Origin of the sequence: Actinomadura meridiana, from assembly GCF_039537545.1 — a bacterium.
In the GTDB taxonomy this organism is placed as follows: Bacteria; Actinomycetota; Actinomycetes; order Streptosporangiales; family Streptosporangiaceae; genus Spirillospora; species Spirillospora meridiana.
Genome location: NZ_BAABAS010000003.1, coordinates 399,244 through 420,780 on the forward strand (window position 1 = coordinate 399,244; position 21,537 = coordinate 420,780).

Annotated in this window: 23 protein-coding genes and 1 tRNA gene; 10 read left to right on the top strand and 14 right to left on the bottom strand. The window is 68.5% G+C overall.

What is annotated here, in order from left to right:
* Positions 1-134 precede the first annotated feature (134 nt).
* Positions 135-677 carry a ribosomal protein L7/L12 gene (locus tag ABD808_RS38430; RefSeq protein WP_425548878.1) on the bottom strand — a complete coding sequence of 181 codons (543 nt, stop codon included), beginning with the start codon at positions 675-677 and terminating at the stop codon, positions 135-137.
* A 70-nt stretch (positions 678-747) separates the two neighbouring features.
* Positions 748-1,308, bottom strand: coding sequence for a TIGR03086 family metal-binding protein (locus ABD808_RS03315; protein WP_344889380.1), 561 nt, complete (start codon positions 1,306-1,308; stop codon positions 748-750).
* Between the two features lie 539 nt (positions 1,309-1,847).
* Between ABD808_RS03315 and ABD808_RS03320 the strand changes: the two genes are divergently transcribed.
* Entirely contained in the window at positions 1,848-2,198 is a 351-nt protein-coding gene (locus tag ABD808_RS03320) for a hypothetical protein (RefSeq protein WP_344889383.1), read from the top strand.
* 120 nt (positions 2,199-2,318) lie between these two features.
* Here ABD808_RS03320 and ABD808_RS03325 read toward each other — a convergent pair whose 3' ends face one another.
* The 9 genes from ABD808_RS03325 to galU form a co-directional block, all read right to left on the bottom strand.
* Positions 2,319-3,332 carry a hypothetical protein gene (locus tag ABD808_RS03325; RefSeq protein ID WP_344889386.1) on the bottom strand — a complete coding sequence of 338 codons (1,014 nt, stop codon included), beginning with the start codon at positions 3,330-3,332 and terminating at the stop codon, positions 2,319-2,321.
* A 227-nt stretch (positions 3,333-3,559) separates the two neighbouring features.
* Positions 3,560-4,201 carry a DNA alkylation repair protein gene (locus ABD808_RS03330; RefSeq protein ID WP_344889577.1) on the bottom strand — a complete coding sequence of 214 codons (642 nt, stop codon included), beginning with the start codon at positions 4,199-4,201 and terminating at the stop codon, positions 3,560-3,562.
* 393 nt (positions 4,202-4,594) lie between these two features.
* Positions 4,595-4,668, bottom strand: a tRNA-Ala gene (locus ABD808_RS03335).
* A 47-nt stretch (positions 4,669-4,715) separates the two neighbouring features.
* Positions 4,716-5,237 (bottom strand): divisome protein SepX/GlpR, encoded by a 522-nt coding sequence (sepX, locus tag ABD808_RS03340; protein WP_344889389.1) that lies wholly within the window; start codon positions 5,235-5,237, stop codon positions 4,716-4,718.
* A gap of 215 nt (positions 5,238-5,452) precedes the next feature.
* Positions 5,453-6,082 carry a GNAT family N-acetyltransferase gene (locus tag ABD808_RS03345; RefSeq protein ID WP_344889392.1) on the bottom strand — a complete coding sequence of 210 codons (630 nt, stop codon included), beginning with the start codon at positions 6,080-6,082 and terminating at the stop codon, positions 5,453-5,455.
* A gap of 95 nt (positions 6,083-6,177) precedes the next feature.
* The gene (locus tag ABD808_RS03350) at positions 6,178-6,663 is read right to left on the bottom strand and encodes a MogA/MoaB family molybdenum cofactor biosynthesis protein (RefSeq protein ID WP_344889395.1); all 486 of its coding nucleotides are present in this window, start codon (positions 6,661-6,663) and stop codon (positions 6,178-6,180) included.
* Entirely contained in the window at positions 6,660-7,139 is a 480-nt protein-coding gene (gene moaC, locus ABD808_RS03355; protein ID WP_344889398.1) for a cyclic pyranopterin monophosphate synthase MoaC, read from the bottom strand. Before moaC ends, ABD808_RS03350 begins: the two co-directional genes overlap by 4 nt.
* Positions 7,136-8,344: a molybdotransferase-like divisome protein Glp gene (gene glp, locus ABD808_RS03360; RefSeq protein ID WP_344889579.1), complete on the bottom strand. Its 1,209-nt coding sequence runs from the start codon at positions 8,342-8,344 to the stop codon at positions 7,136-7,138. The genes moaC and glp overlap by 4 nt, the downstream gene beginning before the upstream one ends.
* 2 nt (positions 8,345-8,346) lie before the next feature.
* Positions 8,347-9,261 (bottom strand): UTP--glucose-1-phosphate uridylyltransferase GalU, encoded by a 915-nt coding sequence (galU, locus tag ABD808_RS03365; RefSeq protein ID WP_344889401.1) that lies wholly within the window; start codon positions 9,259-9,261, stop codon positions 8,347-8,349.
* 33 nt (positions 9,262-9,294) lie between these two features.
* On the opposite strand from galU, the gene ABD808_RS03370 reads away from it, so the two are divergent.
* From ABD808_RS03370 to ABD808_RS03405, 8 genes are all read left to right on the top strand, one after another.
* On the top strand, positions 9,295-9,876 hold the full coding sequence (locus ABD808_RS03370) for a 5-formyltetrahydrofolate cyclo-ligase (RefSeq protein ID WP_344889404.1): 582 nt from the start codon (positions 9,295-9,297) through the stop codon (positions 9,874-9,876).
* 95 nt (positions 9,877-9,971) lie between these two features.
* The gene (locus tag ABD808_RS03375) at positions 9,972-10,961 is read left to right on the top strand and encodes an NAD(P)-dependent oxidoreductase (protein WP_344889407.1); all 990 of its coding nucleotides are present in this window, start codon (positions 9,972-9,974) and stop codon (positions 10,959-10,961) included.
* A 103-nt stretch (positions 10,962-11,064) separates the two neighbouring features.
* Positions 11,065-12,549 carry a potassium/proton antiporter gene (locus ABD808_RS03380; RefSeq protein WP_344889410.1) on the top strand — a complete coding sequence of 495 codons (1,485 nt, stop codon included), beginning with the start codon at positions 11,065-11,067 and terminating at the stop codon, positions 12,547-12,549.
* Between the two features lie 169 nt (positions 12,550-12,718).
* Positions 12,719-13,072, top strand: a complete 354-nt coding sequence (locus tag ABD808_RS03385) for an FmdB family zinc ribbon protein (RefSeq protein ID WP_344889413.1) — start codon at positions 12,719-12,721, stop codon at positions 13,070-13,072.
* Between the two features lie 371 nt (positions 13,073-13,443).
* The gene (locus tag ABD808_RS03390; protein WP_344889416.1) at positions 13,444-15,573 is read left to right on the top strand and encodes an MMPL family transporter; all 2,130 of its coding nucleotides are present in this window, start codon (positions 13,444-13,446) and stop codon (positions 15,571-15,573) included.
* A 131-nt stretch (positions 15,574-15,704) separates the two neighbouring features.
* The gene (locus ABD808_RS03395; protein WP_344889419.1) at positions 15,705-16,532 is read left to right on the top strand and encodes an S-methyl-5'-thioadenosine phosphorylase; all 828 of its coding nucleotides are present in this window, start codon (positions 15,705-15,707) and stop codon (positions 16,530-16,532) included.
* Entirely contained in the window at positions 16,529-17,137 is a 609-nt protein-coding gene (gene cpaB, locus ABD808_RS03400) for a Flp pilus assembly protein CpaB (protein WP_344889422.1), read from the top strand. Before ABD808_RS03395 ends, cpaB begins: the two co-directional genes overlap by 4 nt.
* 138 nt (positions 17,138-17,275) lie before the next feature.
* Positions 17,276-17,689 (top strand): MscL family protein, encoded by a 414-nt coding sequence (locus tag ABD808_RS03405; RefSeq protein ID WP_344889425.1) that lies wholly within the window; start codon positions 17,276-17,278, stop codon positions 17,687-17,689.
* 285 nt (positions 17,690-17,974) lie between these two features.
* Here ABD808_RS03405 and ABD808_RS03410 read toward each other — a convergent pair whose 3' ends face one another.
* On the bottom strand, positions 17,975-18,307 hold the full coding sequence (locus ABD808_RS03410; protein ID WP_344889428.1) for a YciI family protein: 333 nt from the start codon (positions 18,305-18,307) through the stop codon (positions 17,975-17,977).
* A gap of 667 nt (positions 18,308-18,974) precedes the next feature.
* Positions 18,975-19,994 carry an aldo/keto reductase gene (locus ABD808_RS03415; RefSeq protein ID WP_344889431.1) on the bottom strand — a complete coding sequence of 340 codons (1,020 nt, stop codon included), beginning with the start codon at positions 19,992-19,994 and terminating at the stop codon, positions 18,975-18,977.
* A 149-nt stretch (positions 19,995-20,143) separates the two neighbouring features.
* On the opposite strand from ABD808_RS03415, the gene ABD808_RS03420 reads away from it, so the two are divergent.
* Entirely contained in the window at positions 20,144-20,731 is a 588-nt protein-coding gene (locus ABD808_RS03420; RefSeq protein WP_425548879.1) for a TetR/AcrR family transcriptional regulator, read from the top strand.
* Positions 20,732-20,788: 57 nt separating this feature from the next.
* Here ABD808_RS03420 and ABD808_RS03425 read toward each other — a convergent pair whose 3' ends face one another.
* Entirely contained in the window at positions 20,789-21,289 is a 501-nt protein-coding gene (locus ABD808_RS03425; RefSeq protein WP_344889437.1) for a hypothetical protein, read from the bottom strand.
* Between the last annotated feature and the right edge of the window lie 248 nt (positions 21,290-21,537).

The window sequence follows — 21,537 nt, forward strand, 5'->3', positions numbered from 1 at the left end:
TCAACACTTTCCGGACCTGCCCTGGCCGGACGGCTCGAAACACCGTCCATAACCCCTTCAATCTGGGATTGGAGAGATTTTCCGGTGCCATGCCGGACGTGTCCGTGCCCGCGCGTCCCCGCCCGCATGTCCCGCTAACGCACGGCGTCGACGAAGCGGTGCGCCTCGTCGCGGTTCATCCCCGTCTCGGCGCAAACGAGCGCGACCGCCGACTCGTGGTCGCCCGCGTACTTGAAGGCCCGCACCCGATCCGAGAGCGTGGCGCCCGTGGGTACGGCGCTCGCGGGCGCGAGGCCCGCATGGCCGGGCGCGGGGCCCATGGGCGTGCCGGGCGCGCGGTCCGGAAGCGGCATCGTGGGGACGCGGCCCATCATGAGGGCGTCGACGAAGTCCTTGGCGGCCCTCGACCCGAGGCCGATGTCCTCGCGGACCAGCCTGACCGCGTCCTTCGGCCTGCCCTCCGCGATCAGCGCCCGCGCCTTGGCCTGCACGTCGATCGGCACCGCCCGGGCGAACGCCTCGCCCTTCATGCCGTCCACAAGGTCCTTGGCCTTCTTCAACCCGAGCCCGGTGATCTCCCGGACGGTCTTGATGGCCTGAATGTCCTGGCCCTTCCCGATCAGGACGATGATCATCTCGTAGGCCTCGGGGGACATGGGCGGGGCGGGCGATTTCACCGGGTCTCTCCTTAATTCGGGCGGGCAGCCGTCCGATTCTCCCCACCTCGGCGCCCAGCCGCACATCCCTTCAGCCGAACGGGTCGCGTCCGAGGAAGGCGACCAACCGGTCACCGGCTCCGGCGTCCGGCCCCGGTTCGACAGGTTCGGCGAACAGCGGCCGCCGGTCCGGCTCGGGGACGACCAGCGGGCAGACCTCCAGCAGTTCGTCCGCCAGCGTCGGCGGGATGGGCGTCCGCCGTCCCGACGCCTGCGCGATGTCCCACCCGTGGACGGCCACCTCGACCGCGCCCGCGGCGGCCATCAACTCCCCGTCCAAGCCGCGGCCGCCGACCTCGACCCGACGCGGCGCCGCCGCCGTCCGGAGCAGCCGGACGGCGCGCACCCGCACGGCGGACACCGGATCCTCGCCCGGGACGAGCGGCTCGGGCGCCATGGCCACTTGCCCGAGGCACACGCCGTCGTGCAGGGCCGCGAGCGAGTCGCGCAGGTGGAGCAACAGCATTTCGAGGTTCCACGACGCGCATGGCGTCCGGCGCGCCAGCATGCCCGGCGTGACCGCCTGGACGGACGTCAGCGCGAAGCCGACCGCCCGCTCCAGCAGCCGGTGCGCATCCGTCGCCTGGCGCATCCGCACTCCAATCCTGGTGGTGAGTCACTGTCAATACAGACCGTCCGGACGGCGAAAAGTCATCGCCCCGTGCAAATGACGTGGGGACGCTCGTGCTCGAAGAGCAGAACGCAGCATTGTCCGTGAAATCCCAACGTTCGGATCGGCTGGGCCCTCTCGGTTCCGCGCGACGGCGACCCGCTGGGGTGCCCGCCTCCGCGAGCCCGGACCCACTGACCTCAGATACCCCACATCTCCCAGTGGAACGGGCTAGCCTGGTCGCGCGCCACGGCCCCCGGGAGGCCCGGGGCGCTGACGAAGTTCGAGCTACGCCAGCGCGGCAGCGCGCAGGCGACGCTTTCGCATATAAACCGGAGCATCATTCACCACTGGTGGATTCCCATTCGGTAGCAAAGGGCCGGGGCGGACCTCACGAGGCTCGACCCCGGTCCCTTCTGAACCGATCACCGTCCGTGGTGAACACTCCGTCCGCTCGGTAACAAGGCAAGCGTCTGTTCAGGGACGCCCCGACATGATGAACTGAGAAAATGGCAGATCCAATGACCGTGGCCATTGCCACCGCCCTGGCGGGCAGGGCCGTCGAGGTCGCGAGCGAACCGGTGCGCACCGCCGTCGCCGAACTCTCCCGCCGCGTCCGCGAACGGTTCCGCGGCCACCCGTCGGACGAGGCGGCCCTCGCCCGCGCGGACGAGGAGCCCGAGGTCCTTCAGGGCACCGTCCAACGCATCCTGGACGACGACCCCGATTTCCGCTCCGAACTGCAAACACTGTGGAACCAGGCCCACACGGAGGCGGTCGCGACCGAGGACGGCGTCGTCAACATCTTCAACGGCCACGCCGACAAGATGATCCAGCTCCGCGACGTCCACGGCGACCTGCACATCAACTGACCGCCCCCGGGTCTCGGCTTCGGCGTGAAACGGCAGGTCGCGGGGGCTTGATCGCGTTGGATCTTGTGATCGTCGATCCGCGGCGTCGGTGCGGCTGACGCTTCCTCGGCTCTGGTGCCGCTAACGGACGGGGTTGGCGTGCGGATCGCTCTCGCCGCAGGGCCACACGCCGGTGTCCAGGGCGGGCAGATCGGTTTCGACCATGACGAGGCGTCCATCTCCCGTGGCCCAGTCATTCGTCAGGACGAAGAACAACCGTCCGCCGTCCAGCAACAGCATTCGCTCGACGCCCTCGCCTTCTCCTTCACACACGGTGCGGACGGACAAGTCGACGTCACCGATCTGAAGCTTGCCGTCACGCCAGAACGCCGCCCTGCCATCACCACTGAGCACCGGCCCCACCGTGTAATAGCCGGGCAGGGGCGGGCCATCGGTCATCCGGCCATCACGGTGCAACCGCCGGATCCTTCGTTCTGAAGACAGATCATTGTCCATCTCGACGACGCGGATCCTGCCTCGGCTGCTGACCAGCAGACGCCCCTGGCTGGGCCATTCCGCCACTGTCGCGCCGTCCCGGTCGTACCAGCGGGTCGAGAACGCGCCGTAGCCCTGACTGCCGACCAGAAATGCGCCCGGCCCGGCGATCGCCCGCTCGCCAGTCGGATGGGGTGGAGTCGTCCAGACCAGGCGACCGTTCCCCAGATCAAGGCAGAAGCCGACGCCAATACCGCTGGACCAGTCGACATAGGTGGCCAGCACCCGATCCGCCGAAACCAGCAGCCCGCCCCAACGCTCGGGCGAGAACACCTCGGGACGCCACGGCGCCATGGGTTCCGACCGCCATCCGCTCGCCGCGCTCATCTCCATGACGCCCTCGTAAGACAGCCTCACATCGGGCAGTTCGGCCGACCAGCACCTGGAACCCGCCCCATCAACACGCTCCACCCGCGCACCGTTGTATGGAGTGCTCGCCCATGCGACCAGAAACCCATCGGGAAGAACAACGAACGCACCGATCCGCTCACCGTCCCCACACGGCAACTCCACAAGCCGACCCGGCGCACCATTCGCCGCCGTCTCAACGAGGGTGGCCTGCCCCGCCAACCAGACACCACCGTCCGACGCGACCCGCATCTGGCCCCCGGCCGTGCCCGTCGGACGCGTCCACAGCGACCGCCCGTCCAGGTCCAGCGCACACAGAACCGGCCCCGACTCGGCCGCACACATCACATAGACCGGCCCGGCCGTCCCACCAGCGGCGATCGGCCCGTAGCACCCCGACAGACCCACCTGTTCAATCCCCGTCACAATTGGAGATCGTCCCGCCCTTACCTCTAGTCCACAACCCCGATCCACGCGGCCTAGTGAGCCTGGCGCCGCACCATCTCCGCAATCCAGGTGGGCGCGAACGGGGACGTGCAACCCGGGGAAGTCGGGTAGTCCTTGAGCACCTCCAAGCGCTCACCAATGTCGACCGCCCGGGCACGAAGCTCAGGATGCTCAATCCCAATCTGCGCAAGACAATGGTTCATCGCCCACTGCAAACGATCCGGAGCACCCTTCATCTCCGCCTCGATGACATCGAGCAGGCCCACCAGATCGAGCCCTTCGGGCTTCTTCGCGACACGGTCGACGGTCAACGCCCACCCCGCACTCGCGACCACCGGATCCGGATCCTGCATCCAGAGCGCACGCAGCGCTTCGCAGTGCGCGCTCTTCTTCACCACGTAGTTCACAAGCCAGTCGTGCACCTTCGGTGTGCGCGCCTCACGCAACATGCCGTCCAGCTCGTCCTGCCCGAACACCTTCGGACGGCAAATCAGAACCGCCAACAACCGCCCCGCACTGTCACCCGTCTCCCACAAACCACATGCAAGCTCCTGCTGCGTCTTCAACTGCTTCGCAAGCGCCCGCAGCTTCCCAAGGTTCACCCCGTGGTCGTCACCATGCTTCTCATTCACCTCCCGCACTCTGGTCTCTTCCAGCCCGCCCAGTTCTTCCATAACCTCGTCCACCGTCACGCCCACCCCGGCCCTCCCGTCCAACAACGCCTCCATGCCACACCTCGATCCAACAACAGCCCGACGCCTGCACCGTCCAAACACCACACCGCAAGCGGCCTGACCAAAGACAATGCTTAATTCTCCGACATCAGATCCCTGGCCCCGGCCGGAGACGCCCACCGAGTTGCAGGTGGAGACCAAATTCTCCCAGAGCAACGTGACCCGCCTCAAGGCCGCCATCGCCGCCCCCGACCGGCCTCCTTGCGAGTATGAACGCCACCGTAACCGTCGTCCTCTGAACTCCAGTTCAGCGAAAGAGGTTGAGACCCGCACAACGACAGGAGGCCGGTCTGGGATCTCTCCCGAACCGGCCTCTGATCTGGGTGTTCTCGGTGGAGCTGAGGGGATTTGAACCCCTGGCCCCCTCGATGCGAACGAGGTGCGCTACCGGACTGCGCCACAGCCCCGAGGACTCCGTAAGGTTAGCAAACATCGGGGGGTGGTCGCGCACCGGTTATTCGCCGACGGCGCGGCGGTCGTCGGCGTACTGGTCGAAGACGTCGTCGGCGGGGACGAGTTCGATGACCTCGGCGGGCTCGGTTGTTTCGACTGTTTCGGCGGTGTGGTGGTGGGCCTCGGCGGCGCGGGCGTGGGCGGCGGCGAGGCGGCGGGCGGTGTCCATGCCGACGGCGACCCGGAGGAGGGCCAGGTGGCCCGCCAGCAGGATGGTCGGGGGCATGATCGTCCACCAGGGGACGAGGCCGGTCGCGACGACGACCGCGGCGGTGATGACCAGGGTCGTGAGGCCGGTGGTGCGGCGGCGGCGACGGGCGATCACGGTGGCGCGGGTCGTCCGGCGGCGGGGTCGCGGCTCCGGGAGCTCCTCGGGGGCCTCCTCCTCGGCTTCGGCTTCGTCGGAGCGCTTGTGGAGGAGGCGGGTGATGGTGGTCGTCTCGGTGTCGCGACGCAGCCACATGGGTACGAGGACGATGGCCCAGACGGCCACGATGGCGAGGTACAGGACCGCGCTGCTCATCGGCCCCACCGCCCGAGGGCACGCTGCGCGGGCGGGCCGACTTTCGGCGCGCGAACGTGCAATGGGAGCAGGGTCACGTCCCGCACGGTACGAGGGGCTGTCAGAGGTTGACGAGCATAAGGGACGGTGTGTCGCGAGATCGATCTCGCCGTTACTCTCCGTTTGCCAGGGCTTCTCGATCGCAGGATTCTTACGGAGGGAAAGTCACGGCGGACTCAAGTGCGCCGGGGGAATGCCTGTTTGTGTCCGGTGAGCCAGCGTGCGCGCAGGCCACCGGGGACGTCCTCCACGGTCAGGGCGTAGCAGATGTGGTCGCGCCACGCGCCGTCGATGTGCAGATGGCGGCGGCGAATTCCTTCTTCCCGGAATCCGAGTTTCTCGACGACCCGGCGGCTCGCGGTGTTCTCCGGGCGGATATTCGCTTCCAGCCGGTGGAGGCCGACAGTGAAGAAACAGTGGTCGACGGCCAGGGCGACGGCGGTGGGAATGACGCCGCGTCCGGCGACCTGCTTGTCGATCCAGTAGCCGATCTGGGCGGAGCGTGCCGAGCCCCAGACGATCGCGCCGATGGTGAGTTGTCCGGCGAACTGGTCCTCGTGGGTGACGACCCAGGGAAGCGCGAGGCCCTGGCGTGCCTCGCGGCGCATCATGTGGACCATGCTCAGGTAGGGCCCGAGTCCGCTGCGGAAAAGCGGCGTCTCCGGGTTGGTGGGTTCCCAGGGGCGGAGCCAGTCCGCGTTGCGTACCCGCAGTTCACGCCAGGCAGAGGCATCACGGTGCCGCAGCGGGCGTAGCCCGACTGGTCCCTCGGTCAGGGTGACAGGCCATCCCCGCAAACGTTCCACGCTTCCATGATTCCCTGGTCGGACGTCCGGACGCCATCAATTGTTCCCGAGAAATCGGGCACGCGGGACGTTCGTTACGGCCAGGTGGACGGCGTTCAGGGCGCGGGACGGGGGTGGTCGCCGCCTTTGATCTGGTCGACGGCATGGGTCAGGACGCGGCCGAGAACGGCCATGCCGTCGCGGACGCCGCCGGTCGAGCCCGGCAGGTTGACGATCAGGGTGCGGGACGCGACCCCGGCCAGGCCACGGGACAGGATCGCCGTTGGCACCGCTTCCTGGCCTCGCAGGCGGATGGCCTCGGATATGCCCGGCATCTCGCGTTCGATCACCTGACGGGTCATTTCGGGGGTCTCGTCGGTGGGGGTGAGGCCGGTCCCGCCGGTTGTCACGACGACGTCGTAGCCGGACGCGACCGCGTCGCGCAGGACCTCCGTCACCGGGGGGCCGTCGGGGATCACCACTGGGCCGTCGACCTGGCAGCCGAGGTCTTCGAGGAGGGTGACGAGGACCGGGCCCGATTTGTCCTCGTAGACGCCCGCGGCGGCGCGGTTGGAGACGGTGACGGCCATCGCTCTGATCATCTGCGCCAGGTTCCCGTCTTCCCGCCGGTCTTCTCCTCGACCCGGACGCCGATGATCTCGGCGGCGGGATCGACGGCCTTGATCATGTCGACCAGGGCCAGGGCCGCGACGCTGACGGACGTCAGCGCCTCCATCTCTACTCCGGTGCGGTCGGCGGTGCGGGTGACGGCGGTGATCGCGACACCGTCGTCCTGGATCTCCAGGTCGACGGTGACGCCGTGCAACGCGATCGGGTGGCACAGCGGAACCAGGTCGGGGACGCGTTTCGCGCCCATGATGCCCGCTATACGGGCGACGGAAAGAGCGTCGCCCTTGGGGATGTCGCCTGCGCGCAGTAGGGCGACGCAGGTGGGTGAGAGGCGGACGAAGCCTGTTGCCGTTGCCGTGCGGGTTGAGACGTCCTTCGACGACACGTCGACCATGCGGGCGGCGCCTGTGTCGTCCAGATGGGTGAACTCGGGGCCTGTGGCGCTCATGACGGCAGCCTCATGACTTGCACGTGGGATCCGGCGGGGAGGGTTTCCACGTCCTCCGCCAGTTCGATCAGTGCGTTCGCCGAGGCCAGGGAGCGGAGCTGGTGAGAACCTTGCGTTTCGGCCATCGAGACCGTGTAGGTGCCTCGATTGAGTGACAGTTTGCCGCGCAGGTAGTGGCGGAGCCCTGCGGGTGACTTCACGTCCTCGGCCAGTACGGCGCTCACCGTCGGCAGTGGGTCTGGGGTCAGGCCCTGCATGGCGCGTAGGGCGGGACGCACGAAAACCTGGAACGAGACGTAGGCGCTCACCGGGTTCCCAGGGAGAGTGAAAATAGGAGTGCCTTCGAGGAGGCCGAACCCTTGCGGCTTGCCCGGACGCATCCGCACCTTGTGGAAACCCACCGTCCCCGTGCCGCTGAGCACTTCCTTGACGACGTCCTTGGTGCCCATGGAGACGCCGCCGGTGGTGACGATGGCGTCGGCGCGGGCGAGTTGGTCTTCGAGCATCTCCAGCACCTTGCCGGGCTCGTCCTCGACGGTGGCCTGCCGGTAGCCCACTCCCCCGGCCTCGACGACGGCGGCGGTGAGCATGTAGCCGTTGGACTCCCAGATCTGGCCCGGGGCGAGAGTTTCGCCCGGCTCGCGCAGTTCGTCCCCCGTGGCGACGACCACGACGCGCGGGCGGGGGCGGACCGGGATCCTCGCTCGTCCCACCGCGGCGATCATGCCTAGCTGGGCGGCGCCGAGGCGGGTGCCCGCGTCGACGACGACCTGGCCCGCGGTCACGTCCTCGCCCGCGCGGCGGATGTAGTTGCCGGGCGGCGCGGCCCGCCTGACCTGGACGGTGGCGTGGCCGCCGTCCGTCCACTCGACCGGGATGACCGCGTCGGCGCCCGCGGGCAGGGGCGCGCCCGTCATGATCCGGGCGGTGAGCCCGGGGCGGATCGCGGACACGCCGGTGTCGCCGGCGACGATGTCGCCGACGACGGGCAGCGTGACCGGGCCAGCCTCGGTGGCCCCCGCGATGTCGGCCGCGACGACGGCGTAACCGTCCATCGCGGAGTTGTCGAACGGCGGCAACGGCACCGGCGCGGACACGTCCTCGGCGAGCACCGCGCCCTGCGCCTCCAGCAGCGCGAGGTCGAGCGGCGGCAGCGGTGCCACGCTGCCGAGGATCTCCGTCAGGTGCTCGTCGACCGTTCGCATCGTCACCCGTTCGCGCCGTCCTGTTCGCGGACGAACTCGCGCAACCACGGGATGAACTCCGGCGCCAGATCGGGGCGTTCGGCGGCGAACTGGACGACCGTGCGCAGGTACTCGAGCTTGTTGCCCGTGTCGTAGCGGCGGCCGCGGAACTTGATCCCGTAGACGCCGCCGCCCTGGTCGGCGGGCATGTCGGCGAGGGTCCGCAGCGCGTCGGTCAACTGGATCTCGCCGCCGCGCCCGGGCGGGGTCTTCTCCAGGACGTCGAACACCGCCGGGTCGCAGACGTACCGGCCGATGATGATCCAGTTGCTGGGCGCCTCCTCCACGGCGGGCTTCTCGACAAGGTCGGAGATCTGGACGACGTCGTCCTCGTCGGTGGGATCGATGGCCGCGCACCCGTAGGCGGAGACCTGGTCGGGCTCGACCTCCATCAGCGCGATCACGCTGCCGCCGCGCCGCTGCCGCACCTCGATCATGCGGCGCAGCAGGTTGTCGCGGGCGTCGATCATGTCGTCGCCGAGCAGCACCGCGAACGGCTCGTCGCCGACGTGCTGGCGGGCGCAGTGCACGGCGTGCCCGAGCCCGCGCGGCTCGCCCTGCCGCACATAGTGCATGATCGCCAGGTCACTGGACTCGTGAACGGCGTTCAGGCGCTCCTCGTCGCCCTTGGCGCGCAGGGCCTCCTCCAGCTCGTAGGCTCGGTCGAAATGGTCCTCGATCGACCGTTTGCTGCGGCCAGTAATCATCAACACGTCGCTGAGGCCGGCGTCGACCGCCTCCTCGACGACGTACTGGATCGCCGGTTTGTCGACGATGGGCAGCATTTCCTTGGGGGTCGCCTTGGTGGCGGGCAAGAATCGGGTACCGAGCCCCGCCGCCGGGACGACCGCCTTGAGCACTGGTGCAGAGTCGGCCATGTACAGACCCTAGCCATCCGTGAGGACAGCAGCGTGCACGACATCACCTCGAAGACCAGCATGCGGGCCGAGTTGCTCGCCGAACGTGCGACAATGCCGCCCGCCGCCCGCGCCGCGGCGGGACGTTCGATCAGGGACGCGCTGCTGTCCGTCCCGGAGATCGAGATGGCCGGGACGGTCGCGGCATACGTCTCGATCGACACCGAACCGGAGACGCGCGGCTTGCTCTTCGCCTTGTGGAAACGCGGCACATACGTGCTCCTCCCCCTGCTGCTACCGGACGGCGACCTGGACTGGGCGTCCTACGAGGGCCCCGACTCGCTGGTCTCCGGGTCGCGCGGGTGCCTGGAGCCGTCCGAGCCGCCACGCGGGGTGGGCGCCGTGGCCAGCGCGGACGTCGTCCTCGCCCCCGCCCTGGCCGCCGATCGGACCGGGACGCGGCTCGGGCGCGGCGGCGGCTCCTTCGACCGGACGCTCGCGCGTGTCGGACCAGCGATTCTGACCGTAGCGCTGCTGTACGACACTGAGCTGGTCCCGACGCTCCCCGCCGAACCGCACGATCAGCGCGTCCGGGCCGCCGTGACGCCGTCCGAGGGGCTGGTCCGGCTGGGCTGAGCGCCTCCCGGGCCGTCCGGTGACCTGCGCACGAGCCCGTCCGGCCGGGCCTCGTAGGGTTGCAGGGCAAGATCGTCCGGAATCGGGAGGTTCGCATGACGGAGCCGTGGCGGATCCTGTCCCTGCCGCCCATCGCGGAGGACGTCGTCCAGGGGCTGTTCGCTCCGCTCGGGGACGCGGCGGAGGTGACGTTCCCGCAGGTCAGGGATCGTGCCGGGCTGCTCGCCGCGCTCCCGGGGGCCGACATCGTGATCGCCGACTTCGCGGGACGGCTCGCGCTGGACGCGCAGGCCGTGGCCGCCGCCTCGCGGTTGGCGTTCGTGCAGATGCCCGCGGTCGGAACGGACAGCATCGACGTCGCCGCGCTCACGGCGGCAGGCGTGCCCGTGGCCAACGCGGCGGGCTTCAATGCGCGCGGCGTCGCCGAATGGGCGCTCGGCGCTGCGCTCGCACTGTGCCGCAACCTTGCCTGGGGTGACCGGGCCGTTCGCGCGGGCGGCTGGCCGCAGCAGGAGATGGTCGCGCGAGGGCCACGGGAGATCCACACACAGCGCGTCGGCATCGTGGGTTTCGGTTCGATCGGCTCTGAGACGGCGCGGTTGTTCGCGGCGCTCGGCTGCACGGTGTCGTATTGGACGAGGCGGAAGCGACCGGACGCCGTCGCCACGTACCGCAAGTTGGACGACCTGATGGCCGTGTCGGACATCCTCGTCCTAGCTCTGCCGCTGACACCGGAAACCAGGGGTCTGATCGGTCCCGAACGTCTCGCCCTACTGCCGGACAACGCTTTGCTGGTGAACGTGGCTCGCGGGGGCATCGCGCCTGACGACGCCGTCCTGGACGTACTCAATTCGGGACGGTTGGCAGGCGCGGCCCTAGACGTCTACGACGAGGAACCACTGCCGCTCGACCATCCGCTGCGTTCGCATGAGGACGTTCTGCTCTCACCGCACACGGCGGGAGGGTCCGTCCAGTCGCAGCTGGAACTCGTGGTGAGGGTCCGCGACAACGTCACCGCGGCCGTACTGGGGCAGGACGTGCGGAACGTGGTGAACGGGGTAAATCCGCAGGTCAGGCGGCGATAGCCGACCTTTACGACATGCCGTCACTCAACCGTAAATACACGATCCACCGTTTAATCTGTAGGATTCCTCAAAGATCAACTTTGACGACCCCGAAGGGCGGGATGTGCATCTCGACATCTGGCTACTCCTCGGGGCCACGCTCGTACTCTGCGCCATCGTCGCGGTCAGGCTGTCGCACAAGGCCGGCCTGCCGACCCTGCTGGCGTACATGGGCCTCGGCCTTCTCATCGGCGAGTCCGGCCCCGCCCACATCAGCTTCGACGACGTCGAGCTCGCCGAGACGCTCGGGCTGGCCGCCCTCGTCCTGATCCTCGCCGAGGGCGGCGTCACCACCAGCTGGCGGCACGTCCGGCCCTCGGTGCCCGCGGCGCTCAGCGTGTCCACAATCGGCACGCTGATCAGCATCGGCGTGGTCGCGGGCGCCGCCATGTGGCTGGTCGGCCTGGACTGGCGGCCCGCGTTCCTGCTCGCCGCCGTGCTCGCCCCGACCGACGCCGCGGCCGTGTTCTCGGTACTGCGACGGCTGCCGTTGCCGTCGCGGCTGAGCGGGCTGCTGGAGGCCGAATCCGGCTTCAACGACGCGCCCGTCGTCATCATCGTGGTGACGCTCAGCGCGCACACCGCCGCGCCCAACCTCGCCGAACTCCTTGGCGTGATGGTGTACGAGCTGGTCGCGGGCGGGATCATCGGCATCGCGATCGGGTGGCTCGGGGCACAGGGTCTGCGCCGCATCGCGTTGCCCGCGTCCGGTCTCTACTCCATCGCGGTTCTGTCGTTGACGGTCGCCTCCTATGGCGCGGCGACGCTGCTTCATTCCAGTGGGTTCCTCGCCGTGTATGTCAGTGCGGTCGTGCTAGGCAACGCGCGGCTGCCGCACCGTCCCGCTACACGTGGCTTCGCTGAAGGCATTGGCTGGCTCGCCCAGATCGGGTTGTTCGTGATGCTGGGCTTGCTCGCCTCCCCCAGCGAGCTTCCTGGCCAGATCGTGCCCGCGCTCGTCATCGGATCTGTCTTGTTGCTGGTCGCCCGCCCGCTGTCGGTCGTGCTTTCCACGATCGGGTTCAAGCTGTCGTGGGGCGAGAAGATGTTCGCGTCTTGGGCGGGGCTGCGTGGGGCCGTCCCGATCGTCCTCGCCACCATCCCGATGGTGCAGGACGTGGAGAGCGCGGGTCGGTTGTTCGCGATCGTCTTCAACATCGTCGTGGTGTTCACGCTCATCCAGGGCCCCACGCTGCCGCTGGCCGCGCGCCTGTGCCGGTTGAAGAGCGACCAGCAGACCCGGGAACTGGACGTGGAAGCGGCGCCGTTGGAGGAACTCCACGCCGACCTGCTGGAAGTCCGGATACCGTCCGACTCCATGCTGAGCGGCGTCGAGATTTTCGAGCTTCGGTTGCCGCCTGGTGCGTCCGTCACGCTCGTTGTGCGGAACGGGTCCAGCTTCGTGCCGGAACCCACCACGCCCTTGCACGCGGGTGACACCCTGCTGGTCGTGACCACTGCCGCCGTACGCGACGCCACCGAACGCCGTCTGCGCGCGGTCAGCCGCAAGGGTCGCCTGGCGGGCTGGTTCGGAGAGACCGGAACCTGACATCCTGGCCCACGGCCGATCATCGAGTGGTGATCGGGCGGTGATCGGGTGATGATCGGCCGTGGGAACAGGCCGGGGGCGATTCCTGTTCCAAGCATCGGTACCATTAGCAGTCGTTAACACTGAGTGCCAGTCCGGGACCGCCGGGCTGAGTCAGCGAGGAGGAACCGTGCCGACGTATCAGTACGTTTGCACCGAGTGCGGCGAGCCTCTCGAGGTCGTGCAGAAGTTCAGCGACGACGCGCTGACCGAGTGCCCGGCGTGCGAGGGCAAGCTCCGCAAGGTCTTCTCGGCGGCCGGGATCATCTTCAAGGGTTCCGGGTTCTACCGCACCGACAGTCGTAGCTCCGGCAAGAGTTCGACGTCGGGAGCCTCGTCCACGACCTCGTCGTCGAGCAGTGAGTCGTCCAAGTCGGACTCCTCTTCCTCGTCGTCGTCTTCGACCTCGTCCGGTGGCGACTCGTCTGGTGGCGGCTCCTCGTCCTCCGGCAGTTCGTCCTCGTCCTCCGAAAAGGTCGCCTGACCTCAGACGGACCACCCGTCCGACCGGAGACCGCCCGCCGGACCCACGAACCGGCAGGCGCACCCTCCGGTCTTTGGCATGCCCTCGATACGCGGATGTTCAGTTCACGTGCGGCTTCTACATCTCAAGAGGTAGCCGCGCGGACACTCGTGCCCCTCACGGTGTAGCAAGGTTCCCGCCTCACGCTGGAGGCGCGCTCTGGCACGTTCCCGGACGATTGAGGGGACGGGGGACGGTTCGCACGCATCCTCTCCCAAGTAGCGCGAATTTCGCGATACTACTTGACATGTCTCGACGATCGAGAGATTCTACTCAACGCGACATATCTCGATATGCCCGGATCGGCGGGACAGGATGCACAGGAGAGGAACATGAGCGAACAGAGCCCGGCTCCCCCCAGGTCACGGACACACCGTTTGGCCGGACTCATCGCCGGACGGCGAACCAAATGGGCCGTCCTGGCCCTCTGGATCGTCCTGCTGCTCGCCCTCGGGCCGCTGGCCGGCAAGCTCGGCGACGTCGAGGAGAACGACGCGGCGGCCTGGCTCCCCGGCGGAGCCGAGTCGACGCAGGTCGTCGAGCTGGAGAAGCAGTTCCGCAAGGACGAGATGATGGTCGCGGTCATCGTCTACGAGCGTTCCGGCGGAATCACCGCCCAGGACCGTGCGAAGGCCGCCGCGGACATCCCCGGGTTCCAGAAACTGCCCGGCGCGCAGAAGGCGCAGGGACCGTTCCCGTCCAAGGACGGCAAGGCCCTCCAGACGCTGGTACCCCTCACGGATGAGGACTTCACCGGCGCCGTAGACGGGGCACGCGACATAGCCAAGCGCGGACCTCCCGGACTGACCTCGCACGTCGCCGGACCCGCAGGAATGGCCGCCGACCAGTTCAAGGTCTTCGACACCATCGACGGCTTCTTGCTCATGGCCGCAGGCAGCGTGGTCATCGTGCTGCTGCTCATCATCTACCGCAGTCCGGTTCTGTGGTTCGTCCCCGTACTGAGCGCGGTCTTCGCGCTGGGGCTCGCCCAATCGATGGTGTATCTGCTCGCCAAGTACGGAGACCTCACCGTCAACGGTCAGAGCGCTGGAATCCTCACCGTTCTTGTCTTCGGAGTGGCCACCGACTACGCGCTACTGCTCGTCGCGCGTTATCGAGAGGAACTCCATCGGCACGAGGACAGGCACGAGGCCATGGCGTACGCGCTGCACCGCGCGGGCCCGGCGCTCATCGCGTCCGCCGCCACCGTCGCCGTCGGACTGCTGTGCCTGCTGCTCGCCGAGATGAACTCCACTGCCGGAATGGGTCCGGTGGCCGCCGCAGGGGTCATCACGGCCCTCGCCGCTATGACGACCCTCCTGCCCGCGCTCCTCGTCATCTTCGGCCGCTGGCTGTTCTGGCCACTGATCCCCCGGTACGACGCGAAGTACCTGGAGCCGGAGGCGTACGAAGCCGAACACGGCATCTGGAGCCGAATCGCCGCCATGGTGGGACGTCGCCCGCGCGCGCTCTGGGCCGCCACCATGCTCGGCCTGATCGTCCTCACCCTCGGCCTGGGCTCACTCAAGGCGGACGGGCTCTCGGACGCCGGGCAGTTCACCGGACGGCCCGACTCGATCAAGGGCTCCGAGATCATCTCCCGGCACTTCGCCGCGGGATCGGGCGCCCCGGCCGTCGTCATCGGCAAGGCCTCGGCGTCCGACCGGATAGCGGAGACCGTCCGCGGCACGTCCGGCATCGCCGAGGTCGGTCCACCGATCACGGCGAACGGCCAGGTCAAGTATGAGGCGACGCTGAAGGACTCGGCCGACAGCCAGGCGGCACGCGCGACCATCGACCGGTTGCGGACGGGCGTGCACGCCATCCCGTCGGCGGACGCCAAGGTCGGCGGCATGACCGCGACGTCCCTCGACATCAAACGGGCCTCCACCCGCGACAACAAGGTGATCATCCCGATCGTCCTCGGCGTGGTGTTCGTGATCCTCATGCTGCTGCTGCGCGCCGTCGTCGCGCCGCTGCTGATGATGGGCACCGTGGTGCTGTCGTTCCTCGCCTCGCTCGGCGCCTGCGCGCTGATCTTCGAGCACGTCTTCGACTTCGAGGGCACCGACTCGGGATTCCCGCTGCTCGCGTTCATCTTCCTGGTCGCGCTCGGTGTCGACTACAACATCTTCCTGATGCACCGCGTCCGGGAGGAATCGCAGTTGCTCGGCACGCGCCGCGGCATCCAGCGTGGGCTCACCGTCACCGGCGGTGTGATCACCTCGGCGGGCCTGGTGCTGGCGGCGACGTTCGCGTCCATGGTCACGCTGCCGCTGGTGTTCATGGTCGAAATGGGCTTCGCGGTCGCGTTCGGCGTGCTGCTGGACACGCTCATCGTCCGGTCCCTGCTGCTACCGGCCCTGTCCCACGATCTGGGCCGCCGGATCTGGGCGCCTGGACGCCTCGCCAAGCGGGAACAGCCGTCCGCCGACCCCAAGGTGCTCGACCCGGTCGGCTGACAGGACCCCGGCTTCGGCCGGGACGGGGAAGGGAGGGGGCTCGGCCTGGCGCCGGGCCCCTTCTCCGTGAGTTATCCACAATCGGCGGAGGCTGTGTCGGGGGCGGCGGCGGGGTGGCTAATGTCGGCGCCATGTCCACTCAGCGTTCCGGTTCCCAGCCCACGGCCGAGATCGGAGTCATCGGAGGCTCCGGGTTCTACTCGTTCCTCGACGACATCGAGGAGGTGCGGGTCAACACCCCGTACGGGCCCCCGAGCGACACCATCGCGGTCGGCGAACTGGCGGGCCGCCGCGTCGCGTTCGTCCCCCGGCACGGCCGCGACCACCGCTTCCCACCGCACCGGATCCCGTACCGGGCCAACCTGTGGGCGCTGCGGTCCCTCGGCGTCCGGCAGGTGCTGGCCCCGAGCGCCGTCGGCTCCCTCACCCCCGACCACGGCCCCGGCACGCTCGCCGTGCCCGACCAGCTCGCCGACCGCACGTCCGGACGGGAGCAGACCTACTACGACCACGGCGCCGCCGTCCATGTCTCCTTCTCCGACCCGTACTGCCCGGCGGGGCGCCGCATCGCCGTGACGTCCGCCCGAGCCTCCGGCTGGGATCCCGTCGACCGCGGCACTCTGGTCGTCATCGAGGGGCCGCGCTTCTCGACCCGCGCCGAGTCCCGATGGTTCGCCGACCAGGGCTGGACGCTGATCGGGATGACCGGCCATCCCGAGGCCGTCCTCGCCCGAGAGCTGGCGCTCTGCTACACCCCGCTGTGCCTCGTCACCGACCTCGACGCGGGCATCGAGGAGGGCGAGGGCGTCACCATGGACGAGGTCCTCCGCGTCTTCGGCGAGAACATCGGCCGCCTCCGCACCCTCGTCGCCGACGTGGTCACGGCCCTGCCCACCGACCGCTCCTGCCCGTGCCCGAACGTCCTGGACGACATCACGCTCCCCCTGGAGCTCCCGTGACGCGCGGCTTACCGCCCCTGCGACGGCCGCTGGCGGCACTGTTCGCCGCGGCCGCCGTAGGGCTCGCCCTGCTGGCCCTGCACCCCGCCGCACCGCCCACCATCCCGATCCTGACCGCCGCCCACGACCTGCCCGCCGGAACGACCCTCACCCCGTCCGACCTGCGCCGGGTGGGTCTCCCGCCCGCCTCCGTCCCCTCGGGCGTCCTACGCTCCAACGCCACCGGCCGCGTCCTGGCAGGCCCCATGCGCCAAGGCGAACCCCTCACCGACGCCCGCATCGTCGGCGCCGCCCTCCTACGCGGCTACGGCCCCGACACCGTCGCCACCCCCGTCCGCATGTCCGACGCCGACGCCGTCCGCCTCCTCCACCCAGGCGACCACATCGACGTCCTGACAACCACCTCACCCACCCCACTGGACGCACCACAACCCGAGAGCCACACCCGCCTGGTGGTCTCCTCCGTACCGGTACTCGCCGTCCCGTCCCCCAACGAGAACCGTCCTCAGGAGGGCGCCCTGGTGATCCTGGCGACCGACCGAACACAGTCGGCGGCCCTTGCCGGAGCAGGCGCACCCCTGACCCTGACGATCACTGCCCGCTGACCCCCCAAGCCCCAAGATCCACAATTCCCCACGTCACACGGCAAGTCCCGACTTGGCGAACCCAGGGAGAGTTCATTACGATCCGTAGCCGTTCCTGCGCGACCCTGACCGCGCACCCCCGATCCCACTGGAGTAGACATGGGTGGATTCAAGAAGTTCCTCCTCCGCGGAAACCTCGTCGAACTCGCCGTCGCGTTCGTCGTAGGAGCCGCCTTCGCCGGTCTGGTGAAGGACTTCGCGAACTCCTTCATCACTCCCCTGATCGCACTGATCGGCGGCAAGCCCGACTACACCCGCCTGTCCGTCACGATCAGCGGAACCCAGTTCCCCTACGGCATCTTCGTGACCTCCGCGATCGCCTTCGTGATCACGGCCTCCATCGTGTACTTCCTGGTCGTCCTGCCCACGACCAAGCTCATCGAGCGCATGGACCGCGGCAAGGCGGCCACCGAACGCGAATGCCCCCACTGCCTCAGCGAGATCCCCATCAAGGCCATCCGCTGCCGCTACTGCACCTCCGAAGTAGTCCCCACCGCCGAAGTCCCCTGCTGACCCCACCCCTTGGCCCCCGCTCCACCACCCGCGCCCCGATGGCACAACCCCGGCAGCCCACAGCGCAAACAACAGGCCCCACGCCGCCCCAGCTCACCACGGCACCACGGCCAAGCCGCCCGCACAAGCCACGGCACGGGCGACGCCGATCGCAGCCAGTGAGAGGCGCATGGCCTGACACAAACACCGCCTCCACGGTCACCGCCAGTTCGACCCAGCAACACTGACGGCGCCCGGACAGCAACAAGCCGCGTAACCAGCACCTGTGCGTCGTGCCCCCGCGGTCTACGGCGCCTCCTGCAACGGCCAGACCTCGACCACACCCTGCGCAACCGCGCACGGGGTCTTGGACACGAGTTGGACGGCCTCCTCAAGGGACGCGGCTTCGATGATTCCGAACCCAGCCACTGGAAGGCCCGCCGACATGAAGGAGCCACTCTCCACAGTCACACCAGCACCGTCGTGGTTACGCACCTGCACAGGCGCCCCAGCGACACCGACCACCGCCCCGCCCTCAAGCAGGCGAGCGTCATGCGCATGCGCCTCGTCCCGCACCGCCGCGTCAGTACGGTCGTAGCCGTCTCGGTCCCCGTATCCGATAGTCACAAATCTCGCCACAACAGGCCCCTTCCTCTCGTCCCCACGGAATCCTCACCAGTACTGACCCCGGCCGTGCCCAGACTCATCGCTACGCCGCCAGGCCAGCACACCACCACAGGCCACCTCAACGCCCCCCACCTCCGGCCAGCATGACCAAGCAGTGCTCCCGCCCTTGAATGCGGATAGGTATCCGTGGCCACCGCACCAGGGAACGCACCGCACCCGCACGTGGCCCGCACGCCGCAACCCACCCCTCCCGCGCGGCTTCTGAACACTGCGACCCCGACGACACAACGGGCTCGGGCCAAGAAGTTGCGAACTGCGGGCACAGCAGGCGGCACGTGCGCAACACACCCCATGTGCGCCCCCTCCCGACGTGAACCAACAGCGAGGAGCCCAGGGGTCGCGTCCCGCAATCTCGTCGTCGACGACAGTCGCCGGACGCGGTGTGTGCGGATGGGCTGTCACGGGCTCGGGGCGGGGGGCGGGCGGTGTGTGCGGGAGGGGTTGGTGAGGTGGCGCGGATGGGCTGCCAAGGGCTTTGGGCGGGGCGTGGGCGGTGTGTCCGGCCGTCGCGGAGGTGGGGATGTCGGACGTGGTGTTGGGGTGGTCCTGAGCGGCTTTTGCCCACTGCGCGGGCGGGCGGGGCGCCTTGACGGTGGAGGTCGTTAGTTGGTTCGGGTGGCTAGCGGCGTCGTAGGGCTGCGTCTAGTAGGGCCGGGGGCGTGTCGTGCTTCTCGTGTGGGGCTAGGTCGACGCCGGGGGCGACGATCGCGTCGATGGCGTCCAGGACGTCGGGGGTGAGCACGGTGTCGGCGGCGGCTAGTTGGGAGTTGAGGTGGTCGATTGTGCGGGGGCCGATGATCGCGCTGGTCACGGCCGGGTGAGCGGTGACGAAGCCGAGGGCGAGCTGGATCAGCGTCAGACCGGCCTCGGAGGCGACGTGGGCCAGTTGTTCGACGGCGTCGAGCCTTGCCCGGTTGGACGAGACGGTGACGTCGAAACGTTCCGGCATGAACGTGGAGCGGCTCGTGGTGATCTCCTTACCCTCACGGATCGCGCCGGACAGCCAGCCGGAGGCCAGCGGGCTCCACACCAGTACGCCGAGGCCGTACTGCTCGGTCACGGGGAGCACGTGGGACTCAATTCCGCGCTGAAGGATCGAGTAGCTGGGCTGTTCGGTGGTGTAACGGCCCAGGTGGTTCTCCTGAGCGGACCACTGGGCCTGGACGATGCGGTACGCCGGGAATGTCGAGGAGCCGAAGTAACGGATCTTTCCCGCGCGCCGCAGGTCGGTCAGGGTCGACAGCGTCTCCTCGTCACTCGTCCTCGGGTCCCACCGATGGATCTGGTACAGGTCGACGTGGTCGACACCGAGTCGGCGCAGGCTGTTGTCCAGTTCGGTGACGAGCCAGCGGCGCGAGCTTCCCTGATGGTTGCGGTCGTCGCCCATCGGCATACCCGCCTTGGTGGCCAGCACGATGTCGTCGCGGCGGCCCACGATGGCCTTCCCCACCATCTCCTCGGACTCGCCCCGGCTGTACATGTCGGCGGTGTCGATCAGGTTGATCCCGCCCTCCAAGGCGGCGTCGACCATGGCGGTGACCTCGTCCTGGGTGGTGCGTCCCAATCCGCCGAAGTTCATCGCGCCGAGCGCGAGTGCGCTGACCTGCACGCCGGTACGACCCAAGGTGCGGTATCTCATGTCAGTTCTCCTTCGGGAGGTGAGGCGGGGCGCGACTTGGTCTGGGTGCACTGGTTCTGGCATCCTGGATCCAAGCGGAACGTCGTTCCACTAATCATGATACGGAACATCGTTCCGTTTGCAAGTCGGTGAGATGAAGGGTGGGCGTGGTGGCCGACAAAGGTGGCGCGACGGGGGGCTCAGCGCCGCGGAAGCGGGCCGATGCCCGGCGTAACCAGGAGGCGCTGTTGGACGCGGCCGCCGCGGCGTTCGTCCGCTCCGGCGTCGATGTGCCGGTGCGCGACATCGCGGCCAAGGCCGGAGTCGGTGTCGGGACGATTTACCGGCACTTCCCTACGCGGGCGGATCTCATCGTCGCCGTCTACCGACACCAGATCGAGGCATGCGCCGAGGCCGGTCCGACGCTGCTGGCGAACAGTGGTACACCGCACGACGCCCTGGCGAGGTGGATGAACCTCTTCGTCGACTTCCTGGTCACCAAACACGGCCTCGCCGAGGCGCTGAGGTCCGACGACGCGGCCTTCCAGACCCTGCACGCCCACTTTCTCGATCGGCTCGTCCCCGTCTGCGCCCACCTTTTGGACGCCGCAGCGAGCGCGGGTGAGATCCGTGCCGACATGGACGCCTACGAGCTGATGCGCGGGGTCGGCAACCTGTGCATCGGCGCGGACACCGACCCCCGCTACGACGCCCGCCGCATGGTCGACCTCGTCGTCACCGGCCTACGTCTTCACTGAACGGGTGGCGTCGGCGGGTCTCGCCACGGCCCGGAACGCGCAGCCACCCTGCCCAAGTTAACGGCGGCGTTCCTCACGTACGAATCGGAGAACGTCCTCGTCCTCTTCTCGTTGCTCCCGCGTGCGAATTCCGGGGTTATTGGCGTCGAAACTGATCACCGTGTCTATGGCTTCGTCCAGCATGGCCGTGGCCGCTGAGACGTCACTCACGGTGTACCTGCCCTCAGCGAGATATTGCCGTGCATGATGCCAGTCCCGAACGGCTCGGTCCCGCTGCCTGACGAGGACTTTGCGGCGTCCAGCCGGGGTGGAGAGTTCAAGGGCGAGCTTGGCCGATTCCAGCTTCGCGGCCTCTTCGGCGGACAGACCCAGCCTGTCGCCACCCGTGCCACGGATGACGTGGGTGATCTCGCCCTCCGGCTCCGCCAGACGGTCGATAAATCCATAAACAGATCTCTGACCATCTACCTCGACATCCCACAACAAGCCGTCCCAGGTGATCACCACCTCAAGGCCGTCTTCTGTGATCTTGGTAAAGGGAAGATCAGGCGAGGTCATGGACGAATCATGCCACGGCGATGTGGCCCAAGCTACAGCGGTAACGAAGATGTCATGGCCAGCGGAGGCCCCGCGCGAAGTCCCCGCGAAAGTCGGGAACCGGCCAGCGGCACGAGCGCGGCAAGGCCACTTCGTATCTGGTGCGGTGGAACGTCGCGGGCGACGCGTCGGAGGAGTCGGTCCAGAACTCCGAACAGGGCCGTCGCGCTTTTGACTACGGCTCGCATGGGCCAGGCGTCCAGCATGGT

What these genes read in the sequence shown, in the direction of transcription:
- ABD808_RS03395 (WP_344889419.1), top strand. Translation starts at nt 15,705, where the DNA reads ATGTCCACTCAGCGTTCCGGTTCCCAGCCCACGGCCGAGATCGGAGTC.
- moaC (WP_344889398.1), bottom strand. Translation starts at nt 7,139, where the DNA reads ATGAGCGCCACAGGCCCCGAGTTCACCCATCTGGACGACACAGGCGCC.
- ABD808_RS03375 (WP_344889407.1), top strand. Translation starts at nt 9,972, where the DNA reads ATGACGGAGCCGTGGCGGATCCTGTCCCTGCCGCCCATCGCGGAGGAC.
- ABD808_RS03405 (WP_344889425.1), top strand. Translation starts at nt 17,276, where the DNA reads ATGGGTGGATTCAAGAAGTTCCTCCTCCGCGGAAACCTCGTCGAACTC.
- ABD808_RS03390 (WP_344889416.1), top strand. Translation starts at nt 13,444, where the DNA reads ATGAGCGAACAGAGCCCGGCTCCCCCCAGGTCACGGACACACCGTTTG.
- ABD808_RS03415 (WP_344889431.1), bottom strand. Translation starts at nt 19,994, where the DNA reads ATGAGATACCGCACCTTGGGTCGTACCGGCGTGCAGGTCAGCGCACTC.
- ABD808_RS03350 (WP_344889395.1), bottom strand. Translation starts at nt 6,663, where the DNA reads ATGATCAGAGCGATGGCCGTCACCGTCTCCAACCGCGCCGCCGCGGGC.
- ABD808_RS03425 (WP_344889437.1), bottom strand. Translation starts at nt 21,289, where the DNA reads ATGACCTCGCCTGATCTTCCCTTTACCAAGATCACAGAAGACGGCCTT.
- ABD808_RS03330 (WP_344889577.1), bottom strand. Translation starts at nt 4,201, where the DNA reads ATGGAAGAACTGGGCGGGCTGGAAGAGACCAGAGTGCGGGAGGTGAAT.
- ABD808_RS03325 (WP_344889386.1), bottom strand. Translation starts at nt 3,332, where the DNA reads ATGCGGGTCGCGTCGGACGGTGGTGTCTGGTTGGCGGGGCAGGCCACC.
- ABD808_RS03315 (WP_344889380.1), bottom strand. Translation starts at nt 1,308, where the DNA reads ATGCGCCAGGCGACGGATGCGCACCGGCTGCTGGAGCGGGCGGTCGGC.
- ABD808_RS03320 (WP_344889383.1), top strand. Translation starts at nt 1,848, where the DNA reads ATGACCGTGGCCATTGCCACCGCCCTGGCGGGCAGGGCCGTCGAGGTC.
- galU (WP_344889401.1), bottom strand. Translation starts at nt 9,261, where the DNA reads ATGGCCGACTCTGCACCAGTGCTCAAGGCGGTCGTCCCGGCGGCGGGG.
- glp (WP_344889579.1), bottom strand. Translation starts at nt 8,344, where the DNA reads ATGCGAACGGTCGACGAGCACCTGACGGAGATCCTCGGCAGCGTGGCA.
- sepX (WP_344889389.1), bottom strand. Translation starts at nt 5,237, where the DNA reads ATGAGCAGCGCGGTCCTGTACCTCGCCATCGTGGCCGTCTGGGCCATC.